Annotated in this window: 11 protein-coding genes, 2 tRNA genes and 1 pseudogene; 8 read left to right on the top strand and 6 right to left on the bottom strand. The window is 39.7% G+C overall.

Annotated elements, in window-relative coordinates:
* Positions 1–14: 14 nt before the first annotated feature.
* Together NSQ84_RS08205 and NSQ84_RS08200 are read left to right on the top strand one after the other, a co-directional pair.
* Positions 15–91: transfer RNA gene (locus NSQ84_RS08205), tRNA-Pro, on the top strand.
* A gap of 1 nt (position 92) precedes the next feature.
* A tRNA-Ser gene (locus tag NSQ84_RS08200) sits at positions 93–180 on the top strand.
* A 169-nt stretch (positions 181–349) separates the two neighbouring features.
* On the opposite strand, the gene NSQ84_RS08195 is transcribed toward NSQ84_RS08200, so the two are convergent.
* Entirely contained in the window at positions 350–3,496 is a 3,147-nt protein-coding gene (locus NSQ84_RS08195) for an efflux RND transporter permease subunit (protein WP_063389585.1), read from the bottom strand.
* A 149-nt stretch (positions 3,497–3,645) separates the two neighbouring features.
* Between NSQ84_RS08195 and NSQ84_RS08190 the strand changes: the two genes are divergently transcribed.
* A complete protein-coding gene (locus NSQ84_RS08190; protein ID WP_130157236.1) occupies positions 3,646–4,503 on the top strand; it encodes a TetR/AcrR family transcriptional regulator in 858 nt (285 codons plus the stop codon).
* A 36-nt stretch (positions 4,504–4,539) separates the two neighbouring features.
* On the opposite strand, the pseudogene NSQ84_RS08185 reads toward NSQ84_RS08190, so the two are convergent.
* Positions 4,540–5,729 (bottom strand): annotated as a pseudogene (locus NSQ84_RS08185) (MFS transporter).
* A 317-nt stretch (positions 5,730–6,046) separates the two neighbouring features.
* Entirely contained in the window at positions 6,047–6,190 is a 144-nt protein-coding gene (locus NSQ84_RS08180) for a hypothetical protein (protein WP_165381921.1), read from the bottom strand.
* A 151-nt stretch (positions 6,191–6,341) separates the two neighbouring features.
* On the opposite strand from NSQ84_RS08180, the gene NSQ84_RS08175 reads away from it, so the two are divergent.
* On the top strand, positions 6,342–6,971 hold the full coding sequence (locus tag NSQ84_RS08175) for a CoA pyrophosphatase (protein WP_339212587.1): 630 nt from the start codon (positions 6,342–6,344) through the stop codon (positions 6,969–6,971).
* A 24-nt stretch (positions 6,972–6,995) separates the two neighbouring features.
* On the opposite strand, the gene NSQ84_RS08170 is transcribed toward NSQ84_RS08175, so the two are convergent.
* Both NSQ84_RS08170 and NSQ84_RS08165 read right to left on the bottom strand, forming a co-directional pair.
* Positions 6,996–8,336 (bottom strand): MATE family efflux transporter, encoded by a 1,341-nt coding sequence (locus NSQ84_RS08170; protein ID WP_339212584.1) that lies wholly within the window; start codon positions 8,334–8,336, stop codon positions 6,996–6,998.
* Positions 8,337–8,483: 147 nt separating this feature from the next.
* Positions 8,484–9,218, bottom strand: coding sequence for a glucose 1-dehydrogenase (locus NSQ84_RS08165; RefSeq protein ID WP_066246619.1), 735 nt, complete (start codon positions 9,216–9,218; stop codon positions 8,484–8,486).
* Between the two features lie 552 nt (positions 9,219–9,770).
* Here NSQ84_RS08165 and NSQ84_RS08160 point away from each other — a divergent pair.
* The 4 genes from NSQ84_RS08160 (at position 9,771) to NSQ84_RS08145 (ending at position 12,841) form a co-directional block, all read left to right on the top strand.
* Entirely contained in the window at positions 9,771–10,091 is a 321-nt protein-coding gene (locus NSQ84_RS08160) for a hypothetical protein (RefSeq protein ID WP_130157230.1), read from the top strand.
* Positions 10,092–10,196: 105 nt separating this feature from the next.
* Positions 10,197–10,673 carry a peptide-methionine (S)-S-oxide reductase MsrA gene (gene msrA, locus NSQ84_RS08155; RefSeq protein ID WP_232515756.1) on the top strand — a complete coding sequence of 159 codons (477 nt, stop codon included), beginning with the start codon at positions 10,197–10,199 and terminating at the stop codon, positions 10,671–10,673.
* A 276-nt stretch (positions 10,674–10,949) separates the two neighbouring features.
* Positions 10,950–11,282: a DUF485 domain-containing protein gene (locus NSQ84_RS08150; protein ID WP_063389591.1), complete on the top strand. Its 333-nt coding sequence runs from the start codon at positions 10,950–10,952 to the stop codon at positions 11,280–11,282.
* A gap of 20 nt (positions 11,283–11,302) precedes the next feature.
* Positions 11,303–12,841: a cation acetate symporter gene (locus NSQ84_RS08145; protein ID WP_094245693.1), complete on the top strand. Its 1,539-nt coding sequence runs from the start codon at positions 11,303–11,305 to the stop codon at positions 12,839–12,841.
* A gap of 481 nt (positions 12,842–13,322) precedes the next feature.
* On the opposite strand, the gene ilvD is transcribed toward NSQ84_RS08145, so the two are convergent.
* Positions 13,323–14,999, bottom strand: a complete 1,677-nt coding sequence (gene ilvD, locus NSQ84_RS08140) for a dihydroxy-acid dehydratase (RefSeq protein ID WP_063389594.1) — start codon at positions 14,997–14,999, stop codon at positions 13,323–13,325.
* Positions 15,000–15,140: the final 141 nt, after the last annotated feature.

Here is a 15,140-nt window from a genome sequence, read left to right as displayed (position 1 = left end):
ATGCTGACGTTTTTCGGGAAGTAGCTCAGCTTGGCAGAGCACCACGTTCGGGACGTGGGGGTCGCAGGTTCAAATCCTGTCTTCCCGACCATGGAGAAGTACCCAAGTGGTTGAAGGGGACGCACTCGAAATGCGTTAGGGCGGGCAACCGCCGCGTGAGTTCGAATCTCACCTTCTCCGTTTAAAAAAACGCGCTTTTTAGCGCGTTTTTTTATTGCCGGAATTTGAATAATTGACCCTTTTAAAAATTTTTCAAAACAATTGATATTCTTATTTTCATAAAAACTGTTTCAGCAAGTTATGCAAAAAACCTGAAAAGCCTATTCAGTGCTTTTCAGGTTTTTTCTTATCATTCCTCGATTGGAGCTTTTCTTCTAAATTTGCTTAATACTTCATAGACGATCGGAACAATGATGAGAGTCAGCAAAGTCGAGCTGGTCAATCCGCCTATGACGGTTAAACCAAGTCCTCTCGAGATCATGCCTCCATCTCCTTCATAACCTAATGCGAGAGGAAGCAATGCTCCAACTGTTGCCAGCGCAGTCATTAAAATCGGTCTTAGACGAGTTGCCCCTGCTTCAATGAGCGCATCTCTTGTAGAAAGTCCTTCACGCTCTTTATGAATGACACGGTCAATTAACACAATCGCATTCGTCACAACAATGCCGATTAACATGAGCGCGCCGATCAAAGCTGAAACGCTCAATGTTTCTCCCCCAAGCCATAGCGCTACAAATCCGCCGATGACGGTAAATGGAAGTGAAAATAGAATGGCAAAAGGCGCAAGTCCTTGACTAAACGTAACCACCAGCACAAAGTAGACAACAGCGATGGCAGCGAGCATAGCCAATCCTAATTGTGAAAACGACTCATTGATCTGTTCGGACACTCCACCTGTTTCAATGTTCACACCAGGCGGCAATTCTAAACCATCTATTTTCTTTTGAATGTTTGCATTTACTTGGCTAACGTCATTAGTAGTAATCTCTCCGCTGACCGAAACTGCAAATTTTCCGTCGCGTCTAGTAATCGTATTGGATGTTTCGCCTTCTTTTACTTTCGCTACATCTCCAATTTTCACATTCATGCCAAGAGGGGACTGAATGGTTTTCTTTTTCATCTCATCAATCGAATCAAATGTTTGCTCTTCCCCTTCAATATAAACTTCAATGTCTTGACCTTCTTTTTGGATTGTTGTTAAAACCGGCCGTTCATGCTGTTGGCTTAATGCCATCGCAATTTGCCCAGCGGTCAATCCTAGCTTGCTCATCTTTTCTTGATCAACAACAAACGTGAACTCATCATAAGTTTTCGATAAACCTGATTCGACATTTTTCAAGTTTTTTTCATCTTCCAAGATTTTTTGCACTTTTTGGGCGACAGGCTCAATATCTTCCATCGAATCGCCAAACACATGCAATGTGTACTCATTGCTTGCCATCATCATGTCAATGGTGCCCCAATCGCCTTTTTCGTTCGTTAATTCATTTAAGTCTTTAACAATTTTCTCCTTTTCTTTTTCAAAATTCGGTGTGTCATCTTCATACATAATAAAGAAAATGGCCTGATTTCGATTTCCAGGATTCATCGGATTTTCGCTTCCGACAGACAATTGAATCGTTTTTACATGATCACGGTCGACAAGGAAATCTTCTGCCTTCAATGCGATATCTTCTACTTCTTCCAGCGTTTGCCCTGGATCCGGATCATACGTTACGATAACTTGCTTTTCTTGTTCATTCGGCAAAAAGCTTACACCGATGACAGGAATTAAAAACAGACTGGAGACAAGAAGCAGGATCGCAATCAATGATGTTATCCATTTATGGTTCAAAGACCAATTTAATATTTTTTTATAGTTAGTAACCAAAAAGCCAGCTTCCTTTTCTTTTTCGCCTTTCCGTTTTACTCCTTTTTTAAATAAAACGTGAGCAAGTGCCGGCACAATAGTAATCGCCACTAAAAGGGACGCTAAAAGCGAGAATACAATCGTAAGGGCAAACGGCATAAATAGCTGTCCGACCATCCCTTCGACAAATGCGAGCGGCAAGAAAACCGCAATCGTCACAATGGTTGAGGACATAATAGGAATAAACATTTCTTTTGTCGCTGCAATAATCAGCTCTTTCCCTTTTAACGGCTCCCCTTTTAATGTCATCCGTCTGTAAATATTTTCAATGACGACAATCGAATCGTCAATGACGCGGCCGATCGCCATTGTGATAGCTCCAAGCGTCATCATGTTCAACGTGATGTCCATTTCACGCAAAATGATTAATGCAATTAATATGGAAAGCGGAATTGACACCACGGAAATCAACGTTGAACGAATGTTGCGCAAAAACAGCAAAATGACAATAACTGCAAAAATCGAACCGAACAGCGCTTTATTCAGCATTGTTTCAACAGATTTTTCAATCGGTTCCGCTTGGTCCAGCGTTGAAACGACTCCGAGGCCTTTATATTCGTCTTTTAATTCATCCAATTTTTCTTTTACTTCATTCACAACTTCAACTGTATTCGCATCAGTAGCTTTTACAATTTGCAGTCCGATTGCTTCTTTTCCATTCGTTCTTGATACGGATTCAGCTTTTCCGACGATTTCGATATCGGCAATTTCTCCTAATTCGACTGTTGGCAATTCAATGCTTTGCTGCTGGATCGCCTGATTTGGCGCTGCACCATTTGCTCCAGACAAACCGTTTGGCACTTGGCTCATTTGCGCCTCTCCAGCTTGCTGCCCTTGTGCTGATCCAGTGACTGGGATTTTAAGCTTTTTCAAATCGTCAATTGTCGTAATATTTCCGTCAACAACAACAGACTTTTCCGTGTCTTTAAATGTATAAAGACCTAATGGCGCACGGAGATCCGCACCTTGAATATAATCTTTTATTGTTTCCTCATTTAGCCCGAGCTCTTTTAATTTGTCTTGATGAAAAACAAGCCGCCCCTCTTCTACCTGCTGTCCAGAAGTTACAATGCTTTCTACTCCATCGATTCCTTTCAATTCAGGAACAATGATGTCTTCAACCAGTTCAGTTAATTCAGGAAGTGTTTTTCCTTCATCAAAAAAGCTCACTGTATAAACAGGGAAAGCGTTCATGCTAAATCTTGCAATTTTAGGCTCTCCTGCTCCATCCGGAAGTTCGACTTGTTCGATTGCCTTTTCAGCTTCCTCTTCTGCTCGTTCCATATCTTTTTCAAATTTGTATTCGATTTGAATAGAAGATGCATTTTCAAACGAATTAGAGCTGACGATTTCCACCCCGTTCAAATTGCGAACAGCTTCTTCAATAGGAACCGTCACTTTCTCTTGTACTTCTTCAGGGGTTGCACCTGGATATGTAGTCGTAACACTTATGATGGGAGTGTTTATGTCCGGGATCGTCTCCAGCTTCATATTAAATCCAGAAAATAGTCCCGCAAAAATTGCAATGATAGTTAAAATCCAAATAGCCAGTTTATTACGGAGCGAAAATTTAATAATGTTCTCCACCAAGTCCCATTCCTTTCATGAAGATTTGACAATTCTCCTTTTTTTATACATACTTATAGTGAGTTGACTATATAGTCATTATAATTGACCGGTTAACTAGTAGTCAACTAAACTAATAAAATTTTTTCCGACAATAAGGGGATGTTCATGTGAAAGAAAAAGAACGTTTAATCATTGAAGCTGCGATGAAGCTATTTGCTCGAAAAGGCGTTTCTTCCACCTCCATCCAAGAAATTACCAATGCATGTGGCATTCCGAAAGGTTCGTTTTATTTTTATTTCAAGTCAAAAGACGAGCTGTTAATTAAAATTTTGGAGCAGTTTTTTAGTCAGTTAAAGAAAAAAACGGAGCAAATCGGGGCAAATTACGAAGATCCAAAAGAGCGGTTTATTAAACAATTGTCTGTTCAATTAAAAGAATTTTTGGCGCATAAAGAAATATTTATTACGCAGATGCATGAAAATTTAAAAGAAAATAATGAAAAAATTGATTCGTTGTTACAAAACCTAAGAAACGATTTTTTTCATTTTTTAACAAACAATCTGAAAAACATTTACGGCAAGTCAATTGATAAGTATATAGCAGATGTAAACATTATCGTTCAAGGAATCTTTTTTTCATTCATTCAGTTCCTCATATTTGAAAATAGGGTGAGAGTAGATGAGGAAAAATTGGCAAAATACATTTTGCAAACAGCAGATGATTTAGTCAAAGGAATGCTGGCAAAACAAAATGACCCCATCATTCCAGCTGAGATCATGACCAAAATGTTCAATCATCCTCAATCCCCCAGCCATCCGTTGAACATTTTAAATGAGATAAAAGAAATGAGCCGTTCTATAATCGATGATGGACAGTTAAACATTACGATTGAAGTGTTAGAAGCTGAAATAACGGCTGAAAAGCCAAGAACTCCGGTCATTAAAGGAATGTTGTCAAATCTCCATGAATATCCTGAACTACGCTACTTGGCCAATCAACTAGCTGATTATTTTCAAATTAAATGAGCCTCTAAAGGGTTAATTCCTTTAGAGGCTGTATTTTTACTCCAGCTCCAACGCTTTTGTTTCTTGTCCAAACAATAGAACAGCTAGTGCTCCAATAATAATGGCAGCGCAAAAAATTGTAAAAATGGCTACCATGGAAACTTTGAGAGCGGCTAAATAACCAACTAATAAAGGCCCGAAAATGCCACCAATTCTTCCGAACGATGCGGCCATTCCCGCACCTGTCCCGCGAATTTCTGTTGGATAAAGCTCAGGTGTATAAGCATAAAGCGCTCCCCAAGCCCCTAAGTTAAAAAATGATAAAAAGATTCCAGATATTAAAAGCTCTGCCGTTGTATCGGAAAATCCGAAAAAGAATGCGCTCAGTGCAGTGCCAAATAAATAAAGAGAAAGAACAAATTTTCTACCGATTCGTTCAATGAGCCACGCCGCACTAAAGTATCCCGGAAGCTGTGCAATCGTCATAATAAGAACATACTCAAAGCTTTGCACTAAACTGTAGCCTTTCATCATCACAACGCTTGGAAGCCATAAAAACATCCCGTAATAAGAAAAAACAACAGAAAACCACAACACCCAAAGTACAGCTGTTTGTTTCACATATTTTTTTGACCAGACAGCTGCGATATTTTTCCATACATTTGATTTTGTTTGTATCGATTTGAATTTTTTTGAATCCGGAAGCTTCATGCGCAAATAAATCGCATAAAAAGCCGGAAGAGCTGTTAAAATAAGGGCGAGACGCCAGCCAAATTGAGGGATAACAAAATAAGATATAATTGCCGCGATCAACCATCCTGCAGCCCAAAAACTTTCAAGCAGCACGACCATTCTTCCCCGATCCTTTGTCGGCGAGCTTTCTGATACTAGCGTTGATGCTACTGGCAATTCCCCCCCAGCCCCATGCCGATAAAAAATCTTAACAGCAAAAATACTGCTAATGTGGTTGTAAAAGCCGACAGGCCGCTGCCGATCGAAAATAACAATAATGTGATAATAAAGACAGTTTTTCTGCCAATTTTGTCTGACAAGAGACCGAAGAAAAATGCCCCTACAGCCATGCCGATCGAGTTGATGCTCCCGATCCAGCTCATTTGTTCTGCCGTCAAATTCCAATCTTCTTTTAACGCGGCAATGATAAAAGATAAAATGCCGACATCCATTGCATCAAAAAGCCATGCGAGTCCCGCAATGCCTAATAGCTTTTTTGTTGACATCTCTTTCATCTTGTCAACTTCACCTCTTTCTGATGTCTTTACATATGTTTTGTTATATGTAAACTATATCATATTTTACATAATTGTCATGTTTTTTGTTTTATAAACGAAACATAATATTGTGCCACCGGCATATGAATCCTATAATCGCAATTTCAGACCATCTTTGCAGCGTTTCATTTATTGCAAAAGGTACAATTCCTTGAAATTTCTACTTTCAGAAAAATCCTTAACAACTAAAAAAGATCCACAGAAATCATTTATATATTCTGTAGATCTTCGCCATTTAAAAAGGAATAGGAGACAGCATTTTGTCTATAAAATTTTTATTTTTTGTTTTTTGTCCCATCTTCTACGGTATAGGCTTGACCATATGCTTCACGGGACGGTTCATATAAGTCATGTACATCCGTTCTTCTTTCGAGTTCCGTTTGTTCATGTGTACGTTTTTTGTTTTTAAACCACTTCATTCTTGCTCACCTCTCATATATATCATCATCTTCTTATTTATTGTTGCGAAATTTTTTACGTTTATTCGAAAATATGCATGCCACTCGCCAACCAGTTCTTTTTTTCATTTATAATGAAATTAATCGATTATGTTAGATTGAAGGTGACAGTATGGAGATCGAAGATATTATAAAGAAGGTTAAAAATCATACTCCGACGATAATTGGGATGGATCGTTTAGTAAAATTTGCGGTATTGCTTCCGTTTATGCGAATAAATGATGAAGTTCATTTGTTGTTTGAAGTACGCGCCAAAAAATTAAAAAGGCAGCCCGGCGAGATTTGTTTTCCAGGTGGGAAAGTTGAGCCGACCGATCACGATGCAAAACATACAGCTATTCGCGAAACATCAGAAGAGCTAGGTATTTCAGCCGATATGATTCAGCATGTATATCCGCTTGATTATGTGATGACTGCCTACGGAACGGTTGTTTATCCTTTTGTTGGCATGATCGATCCTGACGCTTCGTTAGAGCCAAACAAAGACGAAGTCGGCGAAGTATTTACAGTTCCTTTTCAATTCTTTTTAGAAACGAAACCAGAAATTTATGAAGTTCATTTTCGGGCAGAGCCTGAAGAAAATTTTCCTTATGAAAGCATCATCGGGGGAAAAAAATATAAATGGAATTCACCGAAAATAGAAGAACATTTTTATTATTATAAAGATAAAGTGATTTGGGGGCTGACAGCCCGGATGATCTACTATTTTATCGATATGCTAAAGAGCGAGCCATCCCTATAATAGTTTTATGGGATGGCTGTTTATTTAAGCTGTACCGTGAAACAATTCTTTTTTCCTCCACCCGCCGAGCCTAAAATATAAAAAGGCGAATAAGCTGGAAATAACAAAGCTGACGCCCATTCCGACACCGATGCCGTCTTCGCCGATCCAATTGGAAAAAAGGTATGTGAGCGGGTAACGCAGCACCCAAAACGAGATGATGTTTAAAATTAAGACTTGCATCATCGCACCAGATCCACGAACAACACCGTTTAACACAAAATTGATGCCAAGAAACGGATAGAAGAAAGCGACGATTTTTAAATAATTCACACCAAATTGCACCGCTTCTTCCTCCTGGATAAATAATTCCACACCAAAACGGGCGAAAAAGAGAATTAGCAATGATATCAAAACCATAATAGCTAAATTATACATCAATCCATATTGAGCAATTTTATAAACTCGATCCCATCGATTGGCACCGATGTTTATGCCTGCCAAGCTGTTGACAGCAGTTCCGAGGGCCATTGCGGGAAGCAAGATAATATTATCGAGCCTCTGAGCAGCGCCGAATCCGGCCAGCGCGTCTTCGCCAAAACTAGCTACAACGCTCATGATCGCCGTCACTCCAGCGGAAATGACCATCATTTGCATGCCGGACGGAACCCCGATTTTTAAAATAAGAGAAACTTCTTCTTTTTTCGGCATACGCGGCCATGTAAAAGGAACTAATTTGTAATGAATCGCCAAATATATTCCGAATAAAAAGGCGATCCCTTGGGAAATTACTGTTGCATAAGCCGCTCCGGCTATGCCGAATTGAAATCCAGAAATAAATAATGGATCTAAAGCGGCATTTAAAAGAACAGCCAAAACAACAAAATAAACCGGGGCTTTGCTTTCTCCAAGTGCACGCATCAATGTCGCCACAAAATTGTAGCCGAATAAGAAAATAATTCCAAGAAAATTAATTCGCAAGTATAAGGATGCATCTGCAATTAAACTGTCAGGTGTTCCAAGCAAAAATAAAATCCGTTCAGCAAAAATAAATCCAAAAACTCCAAGCAAAATCGATAATATAAACAGCGTGACAACAAAGGCATTCACATACCGTTTCAACCCTTGTTCATCGCGTTTTCCTTTTAATTGGGACAAAATCGTTGATGTTGCTTGGTTGATCCCGATAATGAAAGAAAGAATTGTGAAAATGACAGTTCCAGAGAGAGACACTACCCCTAATGCACGAGCCCCCAGCAAGTTTCCAACCCATAAACTGTCAATTATTTGATACGAAACTTGAAGCAAGTTCGTTAATAAAATAGGCGAGGAAAAAGTGATGAGCTGCTTTAAAATATTTCCTTCTGAGTAATCCGTCTGTTTCATCCAAGAATCACCTTTTTCTTTCATCTTACATTGACGCAGCCTTCGAATAAGCAAAGTGCCCCTCGTTGAAGGATTTACGACCACGTCCTGCTGAGAGCTTTTTTTGAACGAATGGGGCTCTCTTGCTTCCTTACCTTTTATCAAGATTTATTCTTCATATATCATTTTTTTCGTCATGCCGCCGTCAATAATAATATTTTCTCCCGTAATAAAATCGTTGTCGGGATGAGTTAAAAACAAACACGCTCTGGCAATATCATCCGGTTTTCCGACTCGCTTTGCAGGATGCTGTAGATGATCGCGCTCAGTAAGCAGTTCATAGTTGTTCGTTTCAATCCAGCCGGGGCTTATACAATTGACTCTAATTTTGTCTTCCCCCAATGAAATAGCTAAAGCGTGTGTTAAAGCAACGATGCCGCCTTTAGACGCAGCGTACGCTTCCGAATCTTTTTCAGACATGAACGCTCTTGTTGAAGCAATATTAATGATCGAACCTCCCCTTTCATTTTCTCGCATATATTTTGCAGATTCCTTTGCAAATAAAAATACGCTGCGAAGATTTGTTTGTAATATGTCATCCCATTCTTCAACCGTTAGCTCATAAAGAGATTTAAATCTTGAAACACCTGCATTGTTAATCACAATATCGATTCTTCCCGTTGTATGTTTGACCGTTTCTATTAATTTGATGACGTCCTTATGATTTTTGACATCCGTTTTGATAAACGTCGCTCCATATTCCTCAGCTGTTTCCTTTCCTTTTTGTTCATTCACATCCGCTATCACAACTGTTGCTCCTTCTTTTGCATAGGCGGAAACGATCGCTTTCCCGATCCCTTGTGCACCGCCGGTTATAATGACTGTTTTTCCTGCAAAGACCATGTCGATTCCTCCTCTTATCGTTTTTTAAAATCCTGCTCTTGTTTTCGATTACTTCCGTTGGAAATAACAGGGTCAGCCCCACAATATTGAAAATTTTCATTTAAAGATAGACTTTTTTCGTTGAACGCAGAAACCGTCTAAAGATCTTTTATGCAAGCTTTTTCCCTCCTTTTAGCTTCGGCTGCTTAAAAGGTTGGTTTCACCATCTTGTGTTCGAGCTACTAGTTCAATCTGGCTGCAAAGCTGGAAGCTTGCAACCTTCCCCTCCCCTAAATCGAAAAAAGAGTCCCCCTTGAAAAAGATTGACTGTTAGCTCAGAAGACACGCAGCCTGATATAAAAAGATCGACTCTACTCGCCTAAACGGAAGCGAATTAATTTTTTTGTATTGCCTTTTTTCGGCTACAGATTTTTACATTTCTTCAATTTAGTCGCTTTTAGATAGCTCACTCATTTATTATATCATTTATAAACTTAATCAATTGACAACAACGTGCAGCATACATAAAATACAATTAAACAGATCGGAATAAAAGTCAGAAAGGAGATACCTTTGGCAATTAAATTGACAACTGTTTCCATCTTTGTTTTCATGATTATCTCATGGCTGTTTGGCATCTATTCGCTGTCAAAGTTTTACACACCAACAATCATCATCCCGATTTTTAACAATTATTATTGGTCTACTCCATTTGTCGGAATGTTAGGTTTAACTGTTTTCTTTTCCATCGTATCAGTAGCGGCATTTTTTATCTTGAAATATAAAAATTTTAGAAAACGAACCACGATCTATTCTATAGCCTCCATTTTATGGATAGCTATTATCGCTGGGCAATTTAAAATTTTACTGTTTAATCTCGGGATTTGCCATTAACTTTATGATATTATTAAACTTTAACTCATTCTAACTGGACCAGGAGTGAAGAAATTGGAGAAGAAGCTAGAGAAAGCAACATTCGCCGGAGGCTGTTTTTGGTGCATGGTAAAACCTTTTGACCAGTGGGACGGCATTGAGAAAGTCATTTCTGGTTATACGGGCGGGCATGTTGAAAATCCTACTTATGAACAGGTCAAAACAGGGACAACTGGGCATTATGAAGCGGTACAAATCGAATTTGACCCAACGGTGTTCCCATATGATAAGCTCCTTGAAATTTATTGGCAGCAAATCGATCCGACCGATGACGGCGGACAATTCCACGACAGAGGCAGTCAGTACAGGACAGCCATTTTCTATCATTCAAATGAGCAAAAAACGCTGGCAGAACAATCTAAACTCGCCTTAGCCAAAAGCGGAAAATTCAATAAACCGATCGTAACCAAAATTTTACCGGCTGCGCCATTTTACCCAGCAGAAGAATATCATCAAAATTTTTATCAAAAAAATCCAGAAGCATACAAAAAAGATCGGGAAATTTCCGGACGGGATGAATTTTTGCGAAAGCATTGGAAATAAAAATGATTGAAACAGTAAAATCTTACAATAGATTTTACTGTTTTTTTGAATGGCCATCACTGATTATGCATTCATTCAGCTTCCTGATTTCCGGACATCCAAACGCATTTGTGTAAACGATTCCATTTTGTGTGTCAATGCAGCCTCTCACTTCCAAAATGTTACAAACGAAATTTTGAAAACGTTTTACAAAAATGATTGACTATTTTTTTAGCATAACTTATTATTGTAATTGACAAAAAATTACGAATATTACCAAAGAAAGGGGATGGTACAATGGAAACATTCGGAAAGGAGAAAGAACAGGGGGAGCGCATTCTCGATTATGAGAAAATTGTTGCAACGAGCAAATTTCAACAGTTGATTCAAAAAAAGCGGAATTTTATTGTACCCATTATAATCGTTTTTCTCATCACTTACTTTTTATTGCCGATTCTCACGGGTTATACATCCATCTTGGAGCATAAAGCAATCGGATGGATTACATGGACGTGGCTCTATTCGCTTGGTCTTTTTGTCATGGTTTGGGTGTTCGCTACGATGTATGTAAAAAAAGCGGAAACATTTGACCAATTGGCGGAAGAAATTATTGAAGAAAATATAAAATAAAATAAGGGGGCTGCACTTTCATGAGTGTACCAGCATTTATTCTGTTTTTAATCATCCTTTTAGTCACGTTATATATCACGTATTGGGCTGCAAAAAGAACAAAAACCGCAAACGAATTTTATACAGCCGGCGGAGGCTTGACTGGGTGGCAAAATGGACTTGCGATAGCTGGAGACTATTTATCAGCCGCATCATTTCTTGGTATCGCAGGCGCCATCGCATTGAATGGATTTGATGGTTTCTACTACAGCATCGGCTATTTAACCGCATATCTCTTCGTTCTATTCATCGTTGCAGAGCCTCTCAGAAATTTAGGAAAATATACACTCGCAGATATGATCAACTCAAGATTCAGTGAAAGAAAAGTCCGTGCAACAGCTGCTCTTAGTTCCATCACAATTGTTATATTTTATATGATCGCACAGCTTGTTGGTGCAGGTGCACTCATTAAATTGTTATTGGGGATTGAGTATTGGATCGCCGTATTGATCGTTGGAGTCATGATGACCATTTACGTATTATTTGGTGGAATGACTGCAACTAGCTGGGTGCAAATCATAAAGGCTGTATTGCTTATGGCAGGAACGGTCATTATTTCATTCCTTGTTTTATTGAAATTTAACTTTAATATCGTTGGCATGTTTAACGAGATGTCACAAGCGACTCCACACGGTGAAAACTATTTACATTCAGGAATTGTATTTAAAAATCCGCTCGATTTACTTTCAATGATGCTTGCCTTAGTGTTGGGAACGGCAGGGCTTCCTCACATATTAATGCGCTTTTTTACCGTTAAAGATGCACAAACTGCACGTGCGTCAGTAGTTAATGCAACTTGGGTTGTCGGAATCTTTTATGTCATGACAATCTTCTTAGGATTCGGTGCAGCCAAATTTGTCGGTTCAGAAACGATTATAGCCGAAAATCCTGCTGGAAATATGGCGGCGCCGCTGCTTGCGAAAGCACTTGGAGGAGATTTCTTAATGTCCTTTGTTTCTGCAGTAGCTTTTGCAACAATATTAGCTGTTGTTGCAGGTTTAGTTTTGTCTGGTGCGTCCGCATTCGCGCACGACATTTATGGACAGATCATTAAAAAAGGAAAAGCTACGGAAAGACAGCAAGTGTTAGCTGCAAGATGGGCTTCTGTAGGCGTTGCCGCATTTTCAATCCTGCTAGCCCTTGGCGCTCAATCATTAAATGTTGCATTTCTTGTGTCTCTTGCGTTTTGTGTAGCAGCAAGCGCTAATTTGCCCGTCATTGTTTATACGATTTATTGGAAAAAATTTAACACTGCCGGAGCGGTCACTGCCATGCTGGCTGGTTTAATTACAGCGATTGTATTAGTGTCAATCAGCCCAAATGTCATTCATCCTGAAGCTGGAAAAGCCTTTTTTGTCGGCGATCCTATTTTCCCGCTGACAAACCCAGCGCTCATATCAGTACCAGCAGGTTTTATCGGTGGTTTGATTGGTACGCTTGTTTCCGCCAAGCGGGATGAGAAAAAATATGCTGAAGTGACGTTTAAAGCCAATACTGGATATAAAGAAGCCGAAATGTAAGCGCTTGAAAAATAGATGAAGGGGGTGTCTGATAAGTCGTTTTTACGGCTTATTGACGCCCCCATTAATGTTTTAGAAACGTTGATATATCGGTGTTGTTTTCAATGGCGATTTGACTTTCTGGACAGCCCCCTTCAACTTTAAAACATGAAAAAGCCCATTTGAAATCATTAAAAAATGGGCTTTCATAATTTCATAATGAAAAAAACAATCCGTTCTCGTGCTTCTTCTGAATCCTTTCTCTGTTTTATATGCGTCAAAACGAGATGAGCAGATCTTTGTTTCACACTTTCTGTATGTTGCTTCCCCTCATCTTTCCAGCAGTATTGGATCAGAAAAATTCGCCAAATCAAGTGAGATCATCTGAAAAATGCTAGCAAGACGCGGCAGTCGCGTCTTTCTAGAAATATGTGCAGCTATGAATAATATAGGAAAATCTGTCCAATTTTTAATTTTTTGAAAAAGGGGGCGGTTAGTGACGTCAAATTTTCATAATGCCGCCTGTGCTAGCAGATGTAACCAGTTTGGAATAGCGAGCTAAGTAACCGGTTTTCACTTTTGGCTCAAAGCCTTTCCATTCCGCTTTTCGTTTGTTCCATTCCTCTTCTTTAACATGCACATCAATCGTCCGTTTTTCAATATCGATCACAATACGGTCTCCTTCTTTTACAAAGGCAATCGGTCCGCCTTCCGCAGCTTCAGGTGATACGTGGCCAATCGATAAACCGCGGGATGCACCGGAGAAACGTCCATCCGTGATGAGAGCAACTTTCGGTCCAAGACCCATCCCAACAATTTGTGATGTCGGCGCAAGCATTTCAGGCATTCCCGGGCCTCCTTTAGGACCTTCGTAGCGAATGATGACAACATCCCCTTCTTTTACTTTTCCTTTCGCAATTCCTTCAAGCGCTTCCTCTTGAGAATCAAAAATTACGGCAGGGCCGTCAAAATGAGTGATTCCTCCTTGAACGCCGCCTGTTTTAATGATAGCGCCATCTGGAGCTAGGCTTCCAAATAATACGGCAAGTCCGCCTTTTTCAGAAAACGGATTATCAATTGGGCGAATAACGTTGTAATCTTTTACTTCGCATCCGGCAATATTTTCACCGAGCGTTTTTCCTGTTACCGTCATGCAGTCTAAATGAAGAGTTCCTTCTTTTTTCGTCAACTCATTTAATACGGCGGAAACTCCTCCAGCTGCATGTAAATCTTCAATATGAACATCAGATGCCGGCGCAAGCTTTGCTAAATGAGGCACTCTTTCCGCCACTTCATTGATCCGTTCAAGCGGATAATCAACGCCTGCTTCATTGGCAAGGGCTAAAGTATGCAAGACCGTGTTGGTCGAACCGCCTAACGCCATATCTAAAGCAAATGCGTTATCAATTGCTTTTTCCGTCACAATATCACGAGGTTTTAAATCCATTTCGATCAATTTCATTAATTGTTTTGCCGTTTGTTTGACAAGTTCTTTCCGTTCAGGCGAAACAGCTAAAATCGTTCCGTTCCCAGGCAGGGCCAAACCTAATGCTTCAGACAAACAGTTCATTGAGTTTGCTGTAAACATGCCTGAACAAGATCCGCAAGTCGGACAGCCGTACATTTCAAGTTCTTTTAATCCGTTTTCATCTATTTTTCCTGATTGATAAGCTCCTACTCCTTCAAAAACTGAAGATAGGGAAATTTTCCGGCCGTCGCTTGTTCTTCCGGCAGCCATCGGTCCTCCGCTGACAAAAATCGTCGGAATGTTAATCCTCATAGCTGCCATCAACATACCAGGCGTAATTTTGTCGCAGTTCGGAATGCAGACCATGCCGTCAAACCAGTGTGCATTGACGACTGTTTCAACAGAATCAGCAATAATTTCTCGGCTTGGCAGTGAATAGCGCATGCCGATATGCCCCATTGCAATTCCGTCATCGACACCGATCGTATTAAATTCAAATGGCACGCCGCCAGCTTCGCGAATCGCTTCTTTTACAAGCTTTCCAAATTCTTGTAAGTGAACATGGCCTGGAATAATGTCCACATATGAATTAACAACCGCAATAAACGGTTTATCAAAATCTTCTTCTTTTACACCAGCTGCGCGCAACAAGCTTCGATGCGGTGCACGGTCAAACCCTTTCTTGATCATGTTGCTGCGTAATTGCGCCAAAATAAATCCCCCCGCTTTTAATTCCTTTTTTAATTTTCAATTAATTTTAATATTTAAATATTATACTACTATTTTATTTTTTTCACAAAGGTTTTTATTATGGCCTTTTTCATTAAAAAAAAGAGGAATCGTATGCGCCGC

This window comes from Aeribacillus sp. FSL K6-3256 (assembly GCF_037965805.1).
In the GTDB taxonomy this organism is placed as follows: Bacteria; Bacillota; Bacilli; order Bacillales; family Aeribacillaceae; genus Aeribacillus; species Aeribacillus composti.
This window is presented reverse-complemented; position numbering and strand designations above follow the sequence as displayed.

Bases quoted from the DNA above. Each gene is read 5' to 3' on its own strand.
- NSQ84_RS08180 (WP_165381921.1), bottom strand. From the start codon at position 6,190: ATGAAGTGGTTTAAAAACAAAAAACGTACACATGAACAAACGGAACTC.
- NSQ84_RS08175 (WP_339212587.1), top strand. From the start codon at position 6,342: ATGGAGATCGAAGATATTATAAAGAAGGTTAAAAATCATACTCCGACG.
- NSQ84_RS08170 (WP_339212584.1), bottom strand. From the start codon at position 8,336: ATGAAACAGACGGATTACTCAGAAGGAAATATTTTAAAGCAGCTCATC.
- NSQ84_RS08165 (WP_066246619.1), bottom strand. From the start codon at position 9,218: ATGGTCTTTGCAGGAAAAACAGTCATTATAACCGGCGGTGCACAAGGG.
- msrA (WP_232515756.1), top strand. From the start codon at position 10,197: ATGGTAAAACCTTTTGACCAGTGGGACGGCATTGAGAAAGTCATTTCT.
- NSQ84_RS08150 (WP_063389591.1), top strand. From the start codon at position 10,950: ATGGAAACATTCGGAAAGGAGAAAGAACAGGGGGAGCGCATTCTCGAT.
- NSQ84_RS08145 (WP_094245693.1), top strand. From the start codon at position 11,303: ATGAGTGTACCAGCATTTATTCTGTTTTTAATCATCCTTTTAGTCACG.